The sequence below is a fragment of the Variovorax robiniae genome (genome assembly GCF_037889955.1).
Classification (GTDB): domain Bacteria; phylum Pseudomonadota; class Gammaproteobacteria; order Burkholderiales; family Burkholderiaceae_C; genus Variovorax; species Variovorax robiniae.
In genome coordinates this window covers 353,903-372,723 of sequence record NZ_JBBKZS010000002.1, presented here as the reverse complement: position 1 = coordinate 372,723, position 18,821 = coordinate 353,903, and the positions used below count along the sequence as shown (strand labels likewise).

The window sequence follows — 18,821 nt, the reverse complement described above, 5'->3', positions numbered from 1 at the left end:
CGCCGACCGGTCGGCGTCACCGGTTGTTCGGGTCGTCGGGTCGTTGACCGGGTCGGCCCGCGTTGCCGCGCGCCTGCTGTTCCTGCGCACGGTGCTGTTGCGCCTGCTGAGCCTGAGCCTGGCGGGCCTGGGCCAGCTGTTGCGCTTGTTGTTGCGCCTGTTGTTGCTGGGCCTGTTGCTGTCGCAGCTGCTGTTGAGCCGCTTGTTGCTGGCGCTGGGCCTGTTGCTGTTGAGCTTGTTGCTGCATCTGCTGCTGCCGTTGCGCCTGTTGTTGCTGCATCTGCTGCTGACGTGCCTGCTGGGCGTGCTGCTGTTGCTGCCGCGCCTGATCCTGCTGCGCCTGGAGTTGACGCGCCTGCGCTTGCTGAGCCTGCTGCGCCTGTGCTTGCTGGCGGCGTGACTGCTCCTGAAGCTGCCGGGCCTGTTGCTGGCGTGCCTGGTCTTGCTGCTGCGATTCCCTTGCCTGCCGAGCTTGCAACTGTTGCTGCTGCTGTTGCTGCTGTTGCGCCTGTTGCCTGCCCTGCTGCTGCGCCTGCTGTTGGCGAAGCTGCGCCTGTCGAGCGTCGTTCTGCGCCTGCCTGGCCTGTTGCGCCTGCTGCGCCTGGAGTTGGCGTGCCTGCTCTTGCTGCTGGCGCAACTGGTGCTGTTGCTGTCTGGCCTGGGCTTGCTGCGCCTGCGCCTGTTGCCGGCTGGCCTGTTCCTGCTGGGCGCGCTGCAACTGCTGTTGCTGACGCTGCATCGCCGCCTGCTGCTGTTGCGCCTGGGCTTGCTGCGCCGTCTGTTGCCTGCGGATCTGGTCGATTTGCGCCTGTTGCTGCCGCTCCTGGGCCTGTTGTGCCTGCAACTGTTGCGACCTGGCGCCGTTGTTGCCGTTGAAGAAGTTGTTGCGCGTGTTGTTCTGGATCACCGTTTCCGAGCGCGACACGTACGCCGTGCGGTTGTAGACCACGGTCGGTCTCTCATAGACCGGCGCAGCATGGGGCGGACGCGCGCCGCGCGGGTAGGGAGCCGGCCGGCCCCAGTTCATGTTCCAGGCGTTCCAGCCCCAGTCGTGCCGCTGCAGCGCGGAGCCGACCACCACGCCGGCGCCGAACGTCAGCAGGCCGGCGGTGGCGATCTGCGCATTGCTGTAGCGCGGCTCCGCGTACACCGGTGGCGACCAGGCATAGCCGGGGTACACGGGAACCGGTTCGCCATAGATGACTTGCGGGTCGTAGCTCGGCACGTAGACCATGTCAGGTTGGGCGGGCGCGATGGTGATGTAGGCATCGGGCCCCGGTGCGGCGGCGACGCGCAGCTTGGGCGTACTCTTGAGCTTGCCGGCCCGCGACGCGCGCTGGCGCATCGTCTGGATGGCGGCCAGCGTGCCGTCCGGGTCGTTGTAGTAGGCCTGCCCGAGCGCGGTCGTCCACGGCAGGTTGTTCGCCATCTGGTCGAGCACGGGGCGGAAGGCGGTGAGGGACTTGATGCTCGGGTCCCAAGGCTGCAGTTCAGCGGCGTCGGCCAGCGGGCCGGCCTTGAGCGTCCGGTTCTGGTCCAGCCATTGGTCGGCGGCGCTGACTTGGTCGGGCCAGGCGGCGCCGGCGAGGACCTGCGCGACCAGCTTGTCGGGATAGAGCGCGATCGGGGCCACAAGCTGGTCGAGTTGTTCCGCCGTGGGCGGCGTCCAGGCCGGTGGCTGCGCCGGTGCCGCGACGGTGACGGCCTGCGGTGCCGGTGCGGCCGACGGAGGTGCCGCCTCGGAACTCGGGGCAGGCGCCGGCGGCGCGGTGGGATTGGGGACGCCCTTGAGCTTGTCGCAGCCGGCCAGCGTCAAGGCGCCTGCGCAGATGGCCAGAACCAGGAGTTTGGAGGCGGGGGCGCCGGAGAGGGGAGAGGGAGCAGAGGTCATCGCGTCATTCAAGGATGTCGTCGTGGTCCTCCCCAGCTTTCAACGTGGATCCTCCGCCACCGGACGACACGGCGCTGACAGCCGGTGCCGCCGCCCCTTGTCGGCGCAGCGCGACTACTTCGAGCCGCTGGTGTACTTGGTGACGCTGTCGGCCGTGACGTGGTAGCCGCTCACGCCCATCATGGAATCGTTGCGCAGGGTTTCCATCTTGCCGGTGACCCAGATGGTGTCCATCGCGCGCAAGCCCTTGTCGGCCTTGGAGGTTTGCACATGGATGATCTGGTTGGCCGGCGGCGGCGGCGTGTGGATGCAGGCGCCGAAGTAGGGCACCAGCAGGAACTCGCTGACCTGGCCGTTCTTCTCCTCGAGCGGCACCAGGTAGCCCGGGATCTTGACCATCACGCCGTTCATCGCGGGATTGGTGGGCGCGTTGTCGGAGGCCTTCTGCAGCTTCATCAGCATCTCGTTGGCGCGCGGGTCGTTGTCGTCGAGCTTGCTGAAGTCGATGCCCTTGAAGGCCTTCATCGGGTCCCAGTCCTTCGGCACAAGTTCTTCCCAGGCGATCAGGCGCGGTTGACCCGGCGCGACCTTGGCGGGCGCGGCCTTGCCGCCGAGCGGATTGGCGGCGCTGGTGCCCGTGGGCGCGGGGTCGGCGGCCCAGGCGGCGGCGGTGAGCGAAATGAGGAGGGCACTGGCGAAGTGGCGCAGCATGTTGTTCAAGTCAAGGTCAGTGGTTCAGCGGCGTCGCTGGTAGGTCATATTCTTGGAGAGAGGCCATCGGCGAGCGACAGCCGATAGGCGCGAATCCCGGGCAGCAGCCCCGCCAGCCAGCCTGCCAGCAGCAGGCCGCCCAGGAGCCACCATTCGTTCAGTGTAGGTTCCGACAGGTGCAAGGCCAGGCCGAACTGCGATTGCAGCCACGGTGACAGCAGGGCGATGCCCAGTGCGGTCATGAGCACGCCCAGCAGCACCCCGAGCAGTGTGACGATGCCGCCTTCCAGGGCCAGCAGCGCCAGCACGTGGCGCAGTCCGGCGCCGACCGCGCGCAGCACCGCCAACTCGCGCCGGCGCTCATTGAGCCCGGCGAGTACCACCGACACCAGGCCGCCCAGGCTGACCAGTGCGACCAGTGCCGACATCAGCATCAGCGCGTTTTCGCCGACACCCACGACGCGCCACAACTCGTCGAGCGCCACGCCGGGCAGGATCGCCATCAGCGGCTCGTCGGGATAGCCCGACACCCAGCGCTGCACGGCGAACACCGCGGCGCGGTTCTTCAGCCCGACCAGCACGGCCGTCACCGTCTTGGGCGTGAGGTCGAACTTGCGCACCGCATCGGCAGGGATCTGCACGCCCGGCATCGGCGCGCCGCCGGCCCAGTCGAGGTGGATGGCTTCCATCGCGCCCAGGCCGATGTGCACCGTGCGGTCGACCGGCGTGCCGGTGCGCGCGAGCACGCCGACCACGGTGAAGGGCTTGTCGGCATGCGCCGTGGCTTCGAGCTCGCCGCCGCCGTGGGCGAGTGTGATCTTCTCGCCCAGGCGATAGCCGAGTTGTGACGCCACCTCGGCACCGATCACGGCTTCGAAGATCTCGCTGAAAGGCTTGCCTTGACTCAGGACCAGCGGCTGCCTGTCGCCGTAGCGAAAGCGCGTGAAGTAGTCGGGCGTGGTGGCCAGCACCGGAAAGCCGCGATGCGAGTCGCCGAGCGACAGCGGCACGACCCAGGCCACGCCCTTGTGCTCGGCCAGCGCCTGCACGCTCTTCCAGGAAACGTTGCTGGTCGCGGCGCCGATGCGGAACACCGAATACAGGAGCAACTGCGTCGAGCCCGTGCGCGAGCCGACGATGAGATCGGTGCCCGACACCGACGACGCGAAGTTCTGCCGAAGCTCCGTGCGGATGCGCTCCACGCCAAGCAGCAGGCAGGTCGACAAGGCGATCGACAGCAGCGTGAGCGCCAGCGTGAAGCGGCGGTTCCAGGCGCTGCGCCAGGCGATGCTGAACAGCGTGCTCATTGGCTTTCGCTCGCGAGCGCCGCCCGGTTGATGTCGGGGAGCCAGACATGCCGGCCGAAGCGCTCGGCGATGCGCCTGTCGTGGCTGACGAAGACGAGCGCGCTGCGGTTCGCCTCGCAAGCACTCATCAGGGTGTCGAGGAAGGCCTCGCGCCGGTCTTCGTCGAGCGCGGAGGTGGGCTCGTCGGCAATGACAAGTTCAGGATGGCCGATGAGGGCGCGGGCCGCAGCCACGCGCTGTTGCTGGCCGACCGACAGTTGCAGCGCCGGCCGTTGCCACAGCGCCTTGTCCAGGCCCATGCGTTGCAACAGTTGCTCGGCGTGCGCTCGCGGCGTGCCATCAGCCCGCGATGCGCGGCGCGGGGAGAAGCGGCAGGGCAGCAGCACGTTGTCGATCACGCTCAGGTACGACAGCAGGTTGAACTGCTGGAAGATGTAGCCCACATGCGCCACGCGCGTGCGGTCGCGCTGGCGGCGGGTGAGCTTGCCCCAGTCGTGGCCGAGCAGCTTCGCATGGCCCGCGTCCGCCACCAGCACGCCGGCCATCAGCGACAGCAGCGTGCTCTTGCCGCAGCCGCTGGGTCCGTGCAGGAACACCGCTTCGCCGGCATCCACCGACAGCGTCTCGATGTCGAGCATCGGCGCCTCGTGGCGGGGCCAGGCGAAGCGCAGTTGGTCGACGCTGAGGACTGGGATCACTGCCGGCCCCAGCTGAGGCGACTCGAGGGCCGCTTCAGAGTGCGCTGGTACTGGCCATCGGGCGTGGCAATCTGCACGTCGATCTGCCGGATGGCGGGGAAGGCGTCAAACAGCCCGACATCGATGTAGCGCGCCAGCACCGGGCTGCGGCATTCGAAGACGATGTTGCCTTCGAGGTCGCCATGGCCCGCTGCCTGACCCGGCCGCGCCTCGCCGAACCCGAGCGCCGGTGCATCCAGGTCGACCTGGCTCAGCGTGCACGCGGCGACCGGGTCGATCGTGAACAGCTTGCCGGCGGTGCGGAGCTGCGCCAGGGCCTGTTGCGCTGTCTTGCGCTCGGCATCGGTACGCGGCGCACGCTCGAAGCCGACGATGCTGTCGAGCGGGGCATCGACGTGGATCGTGATGGCCTGCACGTCGATGGCGACGTCGAGCTTGACCTGGCCATGCACATGCGCATGGCCGGGTTGCGCCTGCGCGTTCAGCAGGCAAAGCGCGAGCAGGGGCGCCGCTGCGGCGCGAGGAAGGAAACGATTCATGCGGGCTGTGCCTGTCGGCTTGCGTTGATGCGTGACCGCTGTGCGAGTCTCATGCGCCGCAGCCGGTTCCCTCGACCGCGCCGCTGGTTGCAACGCTGACGGTGGCCTGACGTTGCTCAGCCCTTGGCCACCGGCCTTGCGGCGTCGCTGCACCACTCGCTCCAGCTGCCGGCATAGAGGCCGGTCGGTCCATAGCCTGCGACGCGCATGGCCAGCAAGTTCGGCAGGGCGCTCACGCCACTGCCGCATTGATGCACCACGCCGGCCGGATCGCGCCCGGCCAGCAAGGCATCGAACTCCTGGCGCAATTGCGCGGCCGGCTTCATCCGCCCATCGGCGCCGAGGTTCTCAGCGAAGGGCCGGTTCAGCGCACCGGGGATGTGACCGGCCACTGGGTCGAGCGGCTCCACCTCGCCGCGATAGCGTGGCGCGGCGCGCGCGTCGATGACGGTCTGGCCGCTGTCGCCCAAGCGTTGCAGCACCGTGCCCGTCACGACCAGCCGCGCCCGTTCCGGCCCCAGCACGAAGTTGGTCTGGAAGTGCGAAGCCTCCTCGCGCCCGGTGACTTCGCCCCCCGACGACTGCCAGGCCTGCAAGCCGCCATCGAGCACGGCCACCGCCTCGTGCCCCACCCATTGCAGCATCCACCAGAGCCGACCGCAGTAGTTGAGGCCGTTGCGGTCGTACACCACGGCCTGCATGTCGTTGCGGAATCCGACGCTGGACAGCCACTCGGCAAATCGTTCGCGGCTCGGCAGCGGATGGCGGCCGCCCGAGGCCGGCAGGCCCATGTCCGCGGCGATCACCGTGCCACCCTTGCCCGGCACGCCGTGCGGTGCGCTCAGGTCGGTGTCGAGGTTGGCATACACGGCGCCGGGGATGTGGGCCTCGCGGTATTGCTGCGCGCCGGCATGCGGCCGGCCCAGGTCGAAGGTGCAGTCGAACACCATCACGGGCGTGCCGGCGGCCTGCAAAGCCTTCAGTTGCTCGACGGAAATCAGGGTCGTGTACATCGCAATCGGTCCTTCCTTCAATTCAATGTTCTTCTGCCGGCGCCTTCGGCACGGCGCGCTGACGAAGGATAGTCGCGACGATGCCGCTGGCCACGATCAAGGTCATGCCGCCCCAGCCCAGCCCGTCGATGTGGTCGCCGAACAGCGCCACACTGTAGATCGCCGCGAAGACGATGCCGGAATATTGCAGGTTGGCCACCAGCAGCGTGCCGCCCGGCGTCTTGGCGCGCGAGTAGGCGCGCGTCATGCACAACTGCCCGAGGGCGGCCAGCACGCCGACCGGCAACAGCCACATCGCATGCAGGCCGCCCGGCCAGTCCGAGAAACCGGTCACGACCGTGCCCATGCCGCCAGCCACTGCCGAACCCACCGCAAAGTAGAACACCGTGCGCGACTCCGGCTCGCCCAGCTTCGAGAGCGCCACCACCTGCATGTAGGCAAAGGCGGCCGTCAGTCCCGACATCAGGCCGACCAGCCCGGCAAAGGCCTGCCTGTCGCCGATCGTCGGTCGCAGCATCATGACCACGCCGCCAAAGCCGACCACCACCGTAAGCATCAACGCCCCCTGCAGCGGCGGTCGCCGCAAGCGGCCGTCGCGTCCCGGTAGCGGCACCCACGCGAGCAGCGTGCCGCCGATCAGGAACACCGCGATCCACACGCTGCTCATGTAGTTGAGCGTCATCGCGGTGGCCAGCGGCAGGTGTGCGATGGAATAGAACCAGGCGCCCAGCGACACCACGCCGATGAAGCTGCGCCAGGCATGCATGCCGGGGTACTGTGTGCGCAGCGAAACACCCTGGTTGCGCGCCAGCAGCGCCAGGAAGACGATCCCGATGAGGCCGCGGTAGAAGACCAGTTCAGCGGGATTGAACCACTCGGAGGCGATCTTCACGCAGACCCCCATGGTCGCGAATATCAGTGCGGCCAGCACCATCCAGAGCGCTTGCATCTTGCCTCGAACGTAGGGAAAAAAAGGAAAGCGGCGCCGACGGCGCCGCGCAGGGGTCAGGCCGAGAGTGCCTGTTGGGGACGGGTGTCCGCCGGCAACATCGCGCGCCGATACCACTCGTGGAAGTGCTCCATGCCGTCTTCCATCGGGCTCTGGTACGGGCCGCTCTCGTCGTCGCCGCGCAGCATCAGCGCGCGGCGGCCGGCGTCCATGCGCTCGGCGATCTCGTCGTCTTCCACGCAGGTTTCCATGTAGGCGGCCTGCTGGGCTTCGACGAACTCGCGCTCGAAGGCGACGATTTCCTCGGGGTAGAAGAATTCCACCATGTTCAGCGTCTTCTGCGGCCCGATCGGGTGCAGCGTGGACACGGTCAGCACGTGCGGATACCACTCGACCATCACGTTCGGATAGCAGGTGAGCCAGATCGCGCCGTACTTCGGCGGCTTGCCCTCGCGGTACTGCAACAGTTGCTCCTGCCACTTCTGGTAGACCGGACTGCCCGCACGGCCGAGCCGGTTGGCCACGCCCACCGTCTGCACCGAATACTTGTCGCCGAACTCCCAGCGCAAATCGTCGCAGGTGACGAAGCTGCCCAGCCCGGGGTGGAAGGGGCCGACGTGGTAGTCCTCCAGGTAGACCTCGATGAAGGTCTTCCAGTTGTAGTTGCACTCGTGCAGCTCGACGCGGTCGAAGGCGTAGCCGGTGAAGTCGAGGTCGGCGCGCGGGCCCAGCGTGGCCAGGTCGGCCGCGATGCTGCGGCGGCTGCCGCCGGGGCGCGTCTCGAACAGCAGGCCGTTCCAGGCCTCCAGCGGATAGTTGTGCAGGTTCAGGCAGGGGTCCTGCGCGAAATGCGGCGCGCCGATCAGCGTGCCGGTGGTTCGCGGGTCGGCCGCGGCATAGGTCCAGCGATGCAGCGGACAGACGATGTTGCCGCCGGTCTTGGCATCCAGGGCGCCGCGGCCTTGCAGGATCACGGCCTGGCGATGACGGCAGACGTTGGAGATCAGCTCCACGCCCTTGGGCGTGTGCACGAGGGCGCGGCCTTCGTGTTCCTGCGGCAAGGTGTGGTAATTGCCCAACTCCGGCACCGCGAGCTGGTGGCCGACGTAGCGCGGGCTGTCGGCAAAGAGCGTCGCCATTTCGCGGGCGTAGAGCGCCTCGTCGAAATAGGAGGAAACATGAAGAGGGCTGGAGGCCTGCTGCAGTTGAAGACTTAAATCAGACATGAGGACCTGACCAAGCTCCCCACAGGGAGAAAAATGGAAAACGGGAGACGCCGTTGCGGACGAAGAAACGGCCCCAAAAAGCGATCGGCAACCTGCCGGGGCAGGAACGCGGGATTGTACCCGCGGGGTTTCATTCCGGCCTCCGCCGGTCGTACCATGCGGTTCGTCACGCTGTGGTACCGGAGGCGAACGGCTTCGGGTCGGCCCCGATTGCAGCCGCCACCCTAAAATGCCCGGTTTGACCGACGATCCCCGCATGCCCAAGCCAACCTCTCCCGACGCGCCGGCCGCTCCGTTGCCGGCCAGCTACGAAGCCGGCCTGCAGGAACTCGAACAACTGGTGGCCGCCCTCGAATCGGGCCAGCTGCCGCTGGACGAACTGCTCGGCAGCTACCAGCGCGGCGCTGCCCTACTGCAGTTCTGCCGCGAGAAGCTGCAGGCGGTGGAAGACCAGATCAAGGTGCTGGATGCCGGCAGCCTGAAGGCCTGGGCACCCGAATGAGCGTTCAACAACTCGAATCCTGGGACGCAGCCCGCCTGGCCGCTTGGTGCAACCCGTTGCTGGCCGATGTCGAGGCGGCGCTGTCGCGCTGGGTCGGCATCGACGGCCCGCCGCCGCTTGGCGACGCGATGCGCTATGCCGTGCTCGACGGTGGCAAGCGGCTGCGTCCGCTGCTGGTGCTGGCCGCGAGCGAGGCGGTCGGTGGCGAACCGCAGGCCGCCTTGCGCGCCGCTTGCTCGACCGAGCTGATCCACGCCTATTCCCTGGTGCACGACGACCTGCCCTGCATGGACAACGACGTGCTGCGCCGCGGCAAGCCGACCGTGCACGTCAAATTCGGCGAGGCCGATGCGCTGCTGGCCGGCGATGCCTTGCAGGCCCTGGCCTTCGAACTGCTCACCCCCGGCGACGGCAGCGTGGCCGATGCCGTGCAGGCGCGCCTGTGCCGCCTGCTGGCGCTGGCGGCCGGCAGCCACGGCATGGCCGGCGGCCAGGCCATCGACCTGGCCAGCGTCGGCCTGGCCCTGACCGAGCCGCAACTGCGCCGCATGCACCAGCTCAAGACCGGCGCGCTGCTGCAGGCCAGCGTCGAGATGGGCGCGTCCTGTGCCGAAGGCGTTTCCGCAGCAGCCATGAAGGCCCTGCGCGAATACGGCGCGGCACTCGGCCTGGCCTTCCAGGTGGTCGACGACATCCTCGACGTGGTGGCCGACTCGGCCACGCTCGGCAAGACGGCCGGCAAGGACGCCGAGAACGACAAGCCCACGTACGTATCGCTGCTCGGCCTCGATGGCGCCCGCGCCCGTGCGCAAGCGCTGTTGTCCGACGCGCTGGCGGCCCTGGAACGCAGTACCCTGCCGGACACGGCGGCTTTGCGCGCGCTGGCCCACATGGTCGTGGACCGCGACCGCTAAAAGAAAAGACATGGCTCCGCTCCTCCCCACATTGAACGACCCCTCGGCCCTGCGCCGCTTCGACCGCGTCCAGCTCAAGCAGCTGGCCGACGAGGTGCGCGACTGCGTGCTCGACAACGTGTCGCGCACCGGCGGGCACCTGAGCTCGAACCTCGGCACGGTCGAGCTGACCGTGGCCCTGCACCACGTCTTCAACACCCCGCATGACCGGCTGGTGTGGGACGTGGGCCACCAGACCTATCCGCACAAGATCCTGACCGGCCGGCGCGACCGCATGCCGACGCTGCGTCAACTGGGCGGCCTCTCGGGCTTCCCGCAGCGCGGCGAGAGCGAATACGACACCTTCGGCACCGCCCATTCGTCGACCAGCATCTCCGCCGCGCTCGGCATGGCGATGGCGGCCAAGCAGAAGGGCGAGGACCGCCACTCGATCGCGATCATCGGCGACGGCGCGCTCACGGCCGGCATGGCGTTCGAGGCGCTCAACAATGCCGGCGTCTGCGACTGCAAGCTGCTGGTCATCCTCAACGACAACGACATGTCGATCAGCCCGCCGGTCGGTGCGCTGAACCGCTACCTGGCGCAGCTCATGAGCGGCCAGTTCTACGCCGCGGCCAAGAACGTCGGCAAGACCGTGTTGCGCGGCGCGCCGCCGCTGTTCGAATTCGCCAAGCGCTTCGAGCAGCATGCCAAGGGCATGGTCGTGCCGGCCACGCTGTTCGAGAAGTTCGGCTTCAACTATGTCGGCCCGATCGACGGCCACGACCTCGATTCGCTGATTCCCACGCTGGAAAACCTCAAGCACCTCGAAGGCCCGCAGTTCCTGCACGTGGTCACGAAGAAGGGCCAGGGCTACAAGCTGGCCGAGGCCGATCCGGTGGCCTACCACGGGCCTGGCAAGTTCGATCCGTCGGTGGGGCTGGTCAAGCCTGCGACCGCGCCCAAGCAGACTTTCACGCAAGTGTTCGGCACCTGGCTGTGCGACACGGCCGCGAACGACGGCCGCCTGGTCGGCATCACGCCGGCGATGCGCGAGGGCTCGGGCATGGTGGAGTTCGAGAAGCGCTTTCCGGGTCGCTACTACGACGTCGGCATCGCCGAGCAGCATGCGGTGACCTTCGCCGCCGGGCTGGCCTGCGAGGGCCTGAAGCCGGTGGTGGCGATCTACTCGACCTTTCTGCAACGCGCGTATGACCAGTTGATTCACGACGTGGCGATCCAGAACCTGCCGGTGGTGTTCGCGCTGGACCGTGCCGGACTGGTCGGCGCCGATGGTGCGACGCATGCGGGCGCCTACGACATCCCGTTCCTGCGCTGCATCCCGAACATGAGCATCGCCTGCCCGGCCGACGAGGCCGAGTGCCGGCAGTTGCTGACCAGCGCCTACCAGCAGAACCATCCGGTGGCGGTGCGCTATCCACGTGGCGCCGGCGCGGGGACCACGCCGCATCTCACGCTGGATGCGCTGCCCTTCGGCAAGGGCGAGATCCGGCGCAAGGGCGAGCGGGTCGCGATCCTCGCCTTCGGCACCTTGCTCTACCCCGCGATGCAGGCGGCCGAGGCCTTGGGTGCCACGGTGGTCAACATGCGCTGGGCCAAGCCGCTGGACGTCGACCTGTTGTTGCAGGTCGCCAAGACGCACGAGGCCATCGTGACGGTGGAAGAGGGCGCCGTGATGGGCGGCGCCGGCAGCGCGGTGACCGAGGCGCTGAACGCGGCTGGCCTGTTGCGGCCGGTGCTGCAACTGGGCCTGCCGGACCAGTTCATCGAGCATGGCGATCCGGGCAAGCTGCTGGCCTTGCAGGGGCTGGATGCTGAGGGCATCGAAGCCAGCATCCGTGGGCGCTTCCCGAAGCCGCGCCTGGAGTCCGTGCCCTCGGTCGCCGCTCAAAAGGTGTGAAACTTTCGGATGAGGACACCGACTTCGGCGTCCTCACTGCGAAGTCTTCACACCTTTTTCAGTTGCCCAGATAGGCGTCCTGCACGCGAGGATTGCCGAGCAGCTCCCGTCCGCTGCCCTCCAGCACGATCTCACCCGTCTCGATCACATAGGCCCGATCGGCAATCTTCAGCGCCTGGCGCACGTTCTGTTCCACCAGGAAGATCGTCAGGCCCTGCTTGTTGATCTCGCGCAGCGTGCGGAAGATGTCCTGCACGATGATCGGCGCCAGGCCCATCGAGGGTTCGTCCAGCAGCAGCACGCGCGGCTTGGCCATCATGGCGCGGCCGATCGCGAGCATCTGCTGTTCGCCGCCGGAGAGGTTGCCGGCCAGCCCTTCTGAGCGGTCCTTCAGCACCGGGAACAGCGTGAAGATGCGCTCCATGTCCGCGGCCCGTGCTGCCGCCCCATCGCGTCGCGTGTAGGCGCCGAGTTCCAGGTTCTCGCGCACCGTCAGCGTGGTCAACGTGGCGCGGCCCTCGGCCACCTGCACCACGCCGCCCGAGACGATCTTGTGTGGCGCCAGCCCGGTGATGTCTTGGCCATCGAACGTCACGCGGCCGGCGGTCTTCTTCACGAGGCCCGACAGCGCCAGCAGCGTGGTCGACTTGCCCGCGCCATTGGCGCCGACCAGCGTGGTGATCTGGCCTTCATGCAACTGGAAGTCGATGCCCTTCACGGCCTCGACGTGGCCGAAGGAAACCTTGAGCCCCTCGACCTTCAACAGGGGCGCGCTCATGCTGCAACTCCTTCGTTTGTCGCTTCGTCGTCTTCACGACCCAGGTAGGCCTCGATCACCTGCGGATCATTGCGGATCTCCTCCGGCCCGCCGCGCGCGATGATGCGGCCGAAGTTCAGCACGGCGATCTGCTCGCACAGGCCCATCACGAAGCGCATGTCGTGTTCGATCATGAAGATGGTGTAGCCGCGTTCGGCGATGTTGCGGATCTCGTGCATGAGGTCCGTCTTCTCGCTGCTGTTCATGCCGGCGACCGGTTCGTCGAGCAGCAGCAGGCGGGGTTCGGTGGCGAGCGCGCGGGCGAGTTCCAGCTTGCGCTGGTCGCCGTAGGAGAGGTTGTCGGCGAGCTGGTCGGCCTTGTGGTCCAGCTTGACCCAGCTCAGCAGTTCACGCGCACGGTCGCGCGCGCGGCGCTCCTCGCTGCGGAAGATTCCGGTGCTGGCCAGCAGGCCGAAGGCGCCGTAGCGCAGCTTCGCGTCCATGCCGACGATCACGTTCTCGGTCAGCGACATTTCCTTGAAAACGCGGATGTTCTGGAAGGTGCGGGCAATGCCGCCGCGCGTGATCTCGAAGGGCTTGCGGCCGGCCAGGTCCTGTCCGTCGAAACGGATGGTGCCGCTGGTCGGCGGCAGCAGGCCGGTGATGAGATTGAACACCGTCGTCTTGCCGGCGCCGTTGGGACCGATCAGGCCGAACACGCCCTTGTCGGGCACGGCCAGGTTCACGTCCTGCAGGACCTTGAGGCCGCCGAAGTGACGCGAGATGCCCGAGAGTTCGAGCAGGTTGTTGGTCGTGCTCATGCGGCTTCTCCCTTGCGGCCGAACCATTGGCGGAATCGCATCGGATCCCAGATGCCCTTGGGCAGGAACAGCACGATCAGCACCAGCACCAGGCCGTTGACGACCAGGCGGAAGCCGCCGAGGCCGCGCAGCATCTCCGGCAAGATCGTCAGGATCACGCCGCCGAGCACCGGGCCGGTCAGCCCATTGATGCCACCGAGGATGGTCATGGTGAGGATGTCCACGGCGCGGTTGAAGCCGTACTCGCCGGGGCCGATGAAGAAGGTCAGGTGCGCGTTCAACGTACCGGCGAGGCCCGCGATGGCGGCACCCAGCACGAAGGCCAGCATCTTGTGGCGGCCGACGTCGATGCCCATGAGGCCGGCGGCCGTCTCGTCTTCCTTGATCGCCTCGAAGGCCCGGCCCACCTTGGAGCGGCGCAGGCGCCACAGCACCAGCAGCGTGACAACCAGCGCCAGCAGCACATGCCACCACTGTGTGAGTTGCGGAATGCCGTTGAGGCCCAGCGCGCCGCCCGTGAGCGACTCCGTGTTGAGCACCGCGATGCGCACGACTTCGCCAAAGGCCAGCGTCGCCATCGCCAGGTAGACGCCCGACAGGCGCAGCGTCGGCCCGCCCATGATGGCGGCGACCAGCGCCGGCAAGGCCATGCCGGCGACGATGGCAGCCGGATACGGCACGCCGTAATTCAGCGTGAGGATGGAAGAGGCGTATGCGCCCAAGCCCATGAAGGCCGCGTTGGCCATGGACAGCATGCCGCACGCGAGCGTGAGCCAGATGGAAAGCGCCAGCAGCCCGTTGATGCCCAACGAGAGCACCAGGTTGCTGTAGACCGCCCAGAAGTTGTCGAACCCGCTCATACCTTGCGCTCCTGCAGGGAGCCGAACAGGCCCTTCGGCCGCACCAGCAACACCAGGAACAACAAGCCGAAGGCCACCGCGTCGCGCATGCTGGAGCCGATGTAGGCCACCGACAGCACTTCCGCAAAGCCGAGGAACAGGCCCGCCAGCATCGCGCCGCGGATGTCGCCCATGCCGCCCAGGATGATCACGGCGATGCCCTTCTCGAGCATCGGCTGGCCCATCAGCGGGAACAGCGCGTTCGAGTACAAGCCGATCAGCACGCCCGCCAAGCCGCCGAGGCCGGCCGCGATGAACGAGGTCATGTAGAACAGCCCTTCGACATTCACGCCGACCAGGTACGCCGCCTTCGGCGACTCCGCGATCGCGCGCAGCGCACGGCCCATCTGCGTGCGCTTGAGCGCCAGCATCAGCACGCCCATCAGCACGAAGGACACCAGCACGATGCCCAGTTCCAGCACCGTGACGTGGATGCCGGCGAACTCCAGCGCGTCGTCAGGAATGGTGCCAGCCGGGAAGCGCAGGTTCTCCGCGCCGAAGATGGCCTGCACGCCGTTGTTCAGGATGATCGCCACGCCGATGGTCGCGATCATCGGGATCAGGTGGGGCGCATTTCGCTTGCGTAGCGGCTTCAGCACCAGCACGTCGATGACGAGGCCGAACACGCCACTGAACAGGAAGGCGCCGAGCAGGCCCATCCACAGTGGCAGCGAGAACAGGCGCATGAAGGTGGCGGCCGCATAGGCGCCCACCATGAAGATGGCGCCGTGCGAGAGGTTGATGACCCCGAGCACGCCGAAGATGAGGGTGAAGCCGAGCGCGAAGAGTGCGTAGACGCACCCCAGCGAGAGGGCATTGACGAGTTGCTGATCGAGCACGATGGGCTCCTGGCATTCACGGCCGCCGCGTGGGGCCATGACCTGTAAAAAAGAAAACGGCGCAGATGTCTGCGCCAGAAGCAAGGACCGCATGCAGGGCCGCGGAGGCGACCCTGCGGCGAGACGGTCTTACTTTTCGATCTCGAACTGCGTGCCCTTGGTCACGCTGACGATGGCTTGCTGCTTGGCGTCGTAGCCAGCCGGCTTGCCGGCCTTGTCATTGGCGCGGGTGAAAGTGAAGGCACCCGTGGCGCCGGTCCACTTGACGTTGGGCAGCGCGTCGCGCAACGCGGCACGGTCGGCCGGCAGCGCGCCGGTGAGCTTGGTCGCCTTGAGCGCCTGCGCGGCGATGTACATGCCGTCGTAGGCCTGCGCGGCGAACTGGTCGGGCGCGCCGTTGTACTTGGCGGTGTAGGCCTTGATGAACTTGGTGTTCTCCGGCGTCGCGTTGCTGGCCGACCAGGGGCTGCCGACGTAGAGCTTGTCCGATGCGCCCTTGGCCAGGTCGAAGATCTTGACCGAGTTCATGCCGTTGCCGCCGATGAAAGGCACGTTGATGCCCAGCTGGCGGGCCTGCACCATGATCGGCGCGCCTTCGGCGATGAGGGCCGACAGCACGATCGCATCCGGGTTGGTGGCCTTGATCTTGGTCAGCTGCGCCTTGAAGTCGACGTCGCCCTTGGCGAAGGTCTCGGTGGTGGTCACCGGCATCTTCGCGTCTTCCAGCGCCTTCTTGAAGTTGTCGTAGCCGCTCTTGGTGAACACGTCGTCGTTGCCGTAGAGCACCGCGACCTTCTTCAGGTTGGCATGCTTGGTGGCCACGCGCAGCGTCTCGGGCAGCACGTCGGCTTCGGTGACCGAGTTGCGGAACACGTAGTCGCCGATGGAGGTGATGCCGTCAGCGGTGTTCGACGTGCCGAAGGCCACGGTCTTGGCAGCCTGGGCGATCGGGTCGGCGGCCTGGGCCGAGTTCGACAGCGTGGGGCCGAAGACCATCAGCACGTTGTCCTGGAAAATCAGCTTCTTGAAGACGTTGATCGCGTCTTCCTTCTTGCCCTGCTCATCCTCGACCACCAGCACGATCTTGTTGCCGTTGATGCCGCCGGCGGCATTGATCTCGTCGGTCGCCAGCTGGAAGCCGTTGCGAATGGCCGTGCCGTACTGGGCGGCGCCGCCGGACAAGGCTTCAGCGACACCGATCTTGATGTCGGCGGCCTGGGCGGCGCCAACAAATGCGGTGGCGGCGAAGGCCGCGAGAAGCGCAGGTCTGAATCGGGTTGAGTTCATCTTTGATGGCACTTTGGATAGAGTTGAAGATAAGCGGGTTGACATTTTAAGACGTGGCTGTAGACGCAAAGTCTGCAAGCGCACATTCGCAGTGCATGGTTACCCTCGACGCCGGCCCAGCATGGTCCATGATGGCGCGCTGCACTGCCTTGATCACATGGATGGAGAACGATTCGATGGACCGTCGCGGGTTGATGAGAAACGCAGGCGTCGCGGGTGTGCTGGCCGCGGGCCTGGCGCCGGCCGTCCATGCGCAGGCGTCGGTGCGCTGGCGCCTGGCGTCGAGCTTTCCGAGTTCGCACAGCAACCTGTTCGGCGCGGCGGCCGCCTTTGCCGATGCGGTACGCGCCATGACCGGCGGCCGCTTCGACATCTCGGTGCACGCGGGCGGTGAACTCATGACCTCGCAGGGTGTGGTCGACGCGGTGCAGCGCGGCTCGATCGAGATGGCCCACACCTCGACCTCGTCCTTCTACGAGAAGAACCCGGCCTTCGCGATCGGCGGGGGATTGCCCTTCGGCCTCGACGGCGCACAGACGGCCGCCTGGATGCAGGCGGGCAATGGCCGCAAGCTGATGAACGGCTTCTACGCGGCGTATTCGATGGTCGGGTTCGATGCGGGTAACACGGGGCTTCAGATGAGCGGCTGGTATCGCAAGCCGATCCGCAAGGCGAGCGACTTCAAGCTGCTGACGGTGCGCGTCACCGGCGGCCCGATGGATGCGGTCATGGAGCGCCTGGGCGCCGTGCCGGAACTGGTGGCAGTGCCCGAGTTGCGCCAGGCGCTGGCCAAGCGCCGCATCGATGCGGCCGAGTGGCTGGGGCCGAGCGACGACTTGGCCCTGGGCCTGCCGGGCGCGGTGCCGTACTACTACGGTCCGGGCTGGTGGAACGGTGGCCAGAACATCAGCTTCCTCATCAACCAGAAGGCGCTGGCTGCCTTGTCCGCCGAAAACAAGGCCATCGTCGAGGCTGCCGCAGCGCAGGCGGCCGCGGCGATGCGGGCGCGCTACGACGTGTCGAATGCCAACGCGCTGAAGGATCTCGCGGCGCGCCGCATCGCCGTCCAGAACTTCCCGCCGTCGGTGATCCGCGCGGTGTACGCGGCGGCAAGGGAGGTCTATGACGAGAACAGCGAGAAGAGCCCCGAGTGGAAGAAGATCCATGCGGACTACCTGGCTTTCCAGCGCTCGCAATTGCGCCTGGCCAGCCTGGGCGGTGCGCACATGGAAGTCTTGACGTCGAAGAAGCAGCGTTGACCTGCCATGTCCACATCGTCCTTCACCGACCTGCCCGATTCGATCGACTCGCCCTCGATGCGCCGCGCTGGCCGCGAACTGCTGTCGCTCGCATTGATCGATGCGCGCAATCACACGCTGCACCTGCTGTCGCTCTACGAACAGGCGATGGGCACGGCCACGCTGCCGGTCGAGCGCCTCGATGGCGTACTGCCGCCGATCTGGCTCGCGGGTCACGTGGCATGGTTCGCCGAATGGTGGATCGGCCGCAACACGCAGCGCGCCTTCGGCCTGGAGTGCCCGTCGCGGCCCACGCGCCTCGCGGCCATCGACCCGCAGGCCGACGAATGGTGGAACCCGCAGCAGCGCGGCGCCGAAGGGCCGTGGTCGAGCGACATCCCGGACCTGGGCCAGACCAAGGCCTACCTGCTCGAGACGCTGGAGAGCACGCTGGAACTGCTGGAGCGCGCCGCCGAGACCGATGCCGGCCTGTACTTCTACCGGCTCGCGCTGTTCCATGAGGACATGCGCGGCGAGCAACTCGTGGTGATGGCGCAGACGCTGGGCTTGCCGATCGGCGTCGAGCTCGCGCCCGCGCCGCCGCAGCGCGAACCGCTGCTGGTGCCGGGCGCGCGCTGGGAACTGGGCCTGCCCGCGCAGGGGTTTTCATTCGCACAGGAACAGGGCTTGCACGAGGCCGAGGTGCCCGAGTTCGAGATTGATGCGCAGCCGGTCACCTGGAGCCAGTACGCCGAGTTCGTCGATGACGGCGGCTATGACCGCAACGAGCTCTGGTCGCCCGAAGGCTGGGACTGGCTGGCGCGCCATGCCGAGGAAGGCCGGCGCGGGCCGCGCCATGTCGAGCAGATCGGCGTGGAGCGGCATGGCACCGGCGGGCAGGTGCTGCAACACCGCTTCGGCCGCACCGTGCGCGCGGCGGGGCATCAAAGCGCGGTGCACCTGAGCTGGTGGGAGGCCGATGCCTGGGCGCGCTGGTCCGGGCGCCGCATCGCCACCGAGGTCGAGTGGGAGATCGCCGCCGAGACCGCATCGCGCCGCGGCTTCCGATGGGCGGACGTGCATGAGTGGACCGCCGGCACGCTGCGGCCCTGGCCCGGTTTCCGCGCTGACCCGTGGAGCGAGGGCACGCCCTTCGACCCGGTGCCGGCTTTCGGCCAGGCGCGCGTGCTGCGCGGCGCCTCGCTGGCCACGCGGGCGCGGCTGCGTTCGACCCGGGCGCGGGGTTTTGCGCTGCCGGGGCGGGACGAAGGCTTCTACGGGTTTCGCACCTGCGCGCTCTGATCGTCGACGACACGCGTGCAAGAACGCG

The 18,821-nt window shown here is 67.5% G+C and carries 18 protein-coding genes; 5 read left to right on the top strand and 13 right to left on the bottom strand.

The annotated features are described in order from the left end of the window. Positions 1-16 precede the first annotated feature (16 nt). The 8 genes from WKW79_RS05935 to WKW79_RS05900 form a co-directional block, all read right to left on the bottom strand. Positions 17-1,891 carry a DUF3300 domain-containing protein gene (locus WKW79_RS05935; protein ID WP_340334185.1) on the bottom strand — a complete coding sequence of 625 codons (1,875 nt, stop codon included), beginning with the start codon at positions 1,889-1,891 and terminating at the stop codon, positions 17-19. Positions 1,892-2,005: 114 nt separating this feature from the next. Then, on the bottom strand, positions 2,006-2,602 hold the full coding sequence (locus WKW79_RS05930) for a DUF3299 domain-containing protein (protein WP_340334625.1): 597 nt from the start codon (positions 2,600-2,602) through the stop codon (positions 2,006-2,008). Between the two features lie 44 nt (positions 2,603-2,646). Next, positions 2,647-3,909: an ABC transporter permease gene (locus WKW79_RS05925; protein ID WP_340334184.1), complete on the bottom strand. Its 1,263-nt coding sequence runs from the start codon at positions 3,907-3,909 to the stop codon at positions 2,647-2,649. Beyond that, entirely contained in the window at positions 3,906-4,607 is a 702-nt protein-coding gene (locus WKW79_RS05920) for an ABC transporter ATP-binding protein (RefSeq protein ID WP_340334183.1), read from the bottom strand. The genes WKW79_RS05925 and WKW79_RS05920 overlap by 4 nt, the downstream gene beginning before the upstream one ends. Then, the gene (locus tag WKW79_RS05915) at positions 4,604-5,146 is read right to left on the bottom strand and encodes a DUF2796 domain-containing protein (protein WP_340334182.1); all 543 of its coding nucleotides are present in this window, start codon (positions 5,144-5,146) and stop codon (positions 4,604-4,606) included. Before WKW79_RS05915 ends, WKW79_RS05920 begins: the two co-directional genes overlap by 4 nt. 116 nt (positions 5,147-5,262) lie before the next feature. Beyond that, complete coding sequence (locus WKW79_RS05910; RefSeq protein ID WP_340334181.1) at positions 5,263-6,159, bottom strand: sulfurtransferase; 897 nt, start codon at positions 6,157-6,159, stop codon at positions 5,263-5,265. A 22-nt stretch (positions 6,160-6,181) separates the two neighbouring features. Beyond that, positions 6,182-7,108 carry a DMT family transporter gene (locus tag WKW79_RS05905; protein ID WP_340334180.1) on the bottom strand — a complete coding sequence of 309 codons (927 nt, stop codon included), beginning with the start codon at positions 7,106-7,108 and terminating at the stop codon, positions 6,182-6,184. Positions 7,109-7,164: 56 nt separating this feature from the next. Then, the gene (locus tag WKW79_RS05900) at positions 7,165-8,334 is read right to left on the bottom strand and encodes an aromatic ring-hydroxylating oxygenase subunit alpha (RefSeq protein WP_340334179.1); all 1,170 of its coding nucleotides are present in this window, start codon (positions 8,332-8,334) and stop codon (positions 7,165-7,167) included. Between the two features lie 256 nt (positions 8,335-8,590). Between WKW79_RS05900 and xseB the strand changes: the two genes are divergently transcribed. Genes xseB through dxs form a run of 3 tightly spaced genes read left to right on the top strand, consistent with a single transcriptional unit; the run spans position 8,591 to position 11,650 of the window. Then, entirely contained in the window at positions 8,591-8,836 is a 246-nt protein-coding gene (gene xseB, locus WKW79_RS05895) for an exodeoxyribonuclease VII small subunit (protein ID WP_340334178.1), read from the top strand. After that, positions 8,833-9,750, top strand: coding sequence for a polyprenyl synthetase family protein (locus tag WKW79_RS05890; protein ID WP_340334177.1), 918 nt, complete (start codon positions 8,833-8,835; stop codon positions 9,748-9,750). Before xseB ends, WKW79_RS05890 begins: the two co-directional genes overlap by 4 nt. Positions 9,751-9,760: 10 nt before the next feature. Further along, positions 9,761-11,650, top strand: coding sequence for a 1-deoxy-D-xylulose-5-phosphate synthase (gene dxs / locus WKW79_RS05885; protein WP_340334176.1), 1,890 nt, complete (start codon positions 9,761-9,763; stop codon positions 11,648-11,650). A gap of 58 nt (positions 11,651-11,708) precedes the next feature. Here the strand turns inward: dxs and WKW79_RS05880 are convergent, their stop codons facing one another. From WKW79_RS05880 to WKW79_RS05860, 5 genes are all read right to left on the bottom strand, one after another. Further along, a complete protein-coding gene (locus tag WKW79_RS05880) occupies positions 11,709-12,428 on the bottom strand; it encodes an ABC transporter ATP-binding protein (RefSeq protein WP_340334175.1) in 720 nt (239 codons plus the stop codon). Then, positions 12,425-13,210, bottom strand: a complete 786-nt coding sequence (locus tag WKW79_RS05875; protein ID WP_340334624.1) for an ABC transporter ATP-binding protein — start codon at positions 13,208-13,210, stop codon at positions 12,425-12,427. The genes WKW79_RS05880 and WKW79_RS05875 overlap by 4 nt, the downstream gene beginning before the upstream one ends. 14 nt (positions 13,211-13,224) lie before the next feature. Beyond that, positions 13,225-14,088 carry a branched-chain amino acid ABC transporter permease gene (locus WKW79_RS05870; RefSeq protein WP_340334174.1) on the bottom strand — a complete coding sequence of 288 codons (864 nt, stop codon included), beginning with the start codon at positions 14,086-14,088 and terminating at the stop codon, positions 13,225-13,227. After that, positions 14,085-14,966: a branched-chain amino acid ABC transporter permease gene (locus WKW79_RS05865; protein WP_340334173.1), complete on the bottom strand. Its 882-nt coding sequence runs from the start codon at positions 14,964-14,966 to the stop codon at positions 14,085-14,087. Before WKW79_RS05865 ends, WKW79_RS05870 begins: the two co-directional genes overlap by 4 nt. 129 nt (positions 14,967-15,095) lie before the next feature. Further along, positions 15,096-16,253, bottom strand: a complete 1,158-nt coding sequence (locus WKW79_RS05860; protein ID WP_340334172.1) for an ABC transporter substrate-binding protein — start codon at positions 16,251-16,253, stop codon at positions 15,096-15,098. A gap of 194 nt (positions 16,254-16,447) precedes the next feature. Here WKW79_RS05860 and WKW79_RS05855 point away from each other — a divergent pair, with 194 nt between their 5' ends. Next, positions 16,448-17,512, top strand: coding sequence for a TRAP transporter substrate-binding protein (locus WKW79_RS05855; RefSeq protein ID WP_340334171.1), 1,065 nt, complete (start codon positions 16,448-16,450; stop codon positions 17,510-17,512). A gap of 6 nt (positions 17,513-17,518) precedes the next feature. Next, complete coding sequence (locus WKW79_RS05850; protein ID WP_340334170.1) at positions 17,519-18,793, top strand: SUMF1/EgtB/PvdO family nonheme iron enzyme; 1,275 nt, start codon at positions 17,519-17,521, stop codon at positions 18,791-18,793. Positions 18,794-18,821 lie beyond the last annotated feature (28 nt).

Bases quoted from the DNA above. Each gene is read 5' to 3' on its own strand.
- WKW79_RS05915 (WP_340334182.1), bottom strand. From the start codon at position 5,146: ATGAATCGTTTCCTTCCTCGCGCCGCAGCGGCGCCCCTGCTCGCGCTT.
- WKW79_RS05880 (WP_340334175.1), bottom strand. From the start codon at position 12,428: ATGAGCGCGCCCCTGTTGAAGGTCGAGGGGCTCAAGGTTTCCTTCGGC.
- WKW79_RS05870 (WP_340334174.1), bottom strand. From the start codon at position 14,088: ATGAGCGGGTTCGACAACTTCTGGGCGGTCTACAGCAACCTGGTGCTC.
- WKW79_RS05850 (WP_340334170.1), top strand. From the start codon at position 17,519: ATGTCCACATCGTCCTTCACCGACCTGCCCGATTCGATCGACTCGCCC.
- WKW79_RS05855 (WP_340334171.1), top strand. From the start codon at position 16,448: ATGAGAAACGCAGGCGTCGCGGGTGTGCTGGCCGCGGGCCTGGCGCCG.
- WKW79_RS05905 (WP_340334180.1), bottom strand. From the start codon at position 7,108: ATGCAAGCGCTCTGGATGGTGCTGGCCGCACTGATATTCGCGACCATG.
- WKW79_RS05890 (WP_340334177.1), top strand. From the start codon at position 8,833: ATGAGCGTTCAACAACTCGAATCCTGGGACGCAGCCCGCCTGGCCGCT.
- WKW79_RS05925 (WP_340334184.1), bottom strand. From the start codon at position 3,909: ATGAGCACGCTGTTCAGCATCGCCTGGCGCAGCGCCTGGAACCGCCGC.
- WKW79_RS05935 (WP_340334185.1), bottom strand. From the start codon at position 1,891: ATGACCTCTGCTCCCTCTCCCCTCTCCGGCGCCCCCGCCTCCAAACTC.
- dxs (WP_340334176.1), top strand. From the start codon at position 9,761: ATGGCTCCGCTCCTCCCCACATTGAACGACCCCTCGGCCCTGCGCCGC.
- xseB (WP_340334178.1), top strand. From the start codon at position 8,591: ATGCCCAAGCCAACCTCTCCCGACGCGCCGGCCGCTCCGTTGCCGGCC.
- WKW79_RS05900 (WP_340334179.1), bottom strand. From the start codon at position 8,334: ATGTCTGATTTAAGTCTTCAACTGCAGCAGGCCTCCAGCCCTCTTCAT.
- WKW79_RS05930 (WP_340334625.1), bottom strand. From the start codon at position 2,602: ATGCTGCGCCACTTCGCCAGTGCCCTCCTCATTTCGCTCACCGCCGCC.
- WKW79_RS05910 (WP_340334181.1), bottom strand. From the start codon at position 6,159: ATGTACACGACCCTGATTTCCGTCGAGCAACTGAAGGCTTTGCAGGCC.
- WKW79_RS05860 (WP_340334172.1), bottom strand. From the start codon at position 16,253: ATGAACTCAACCCGATTCAGACCTGCGCTTCTCGCGGCCTTCGCCGCC.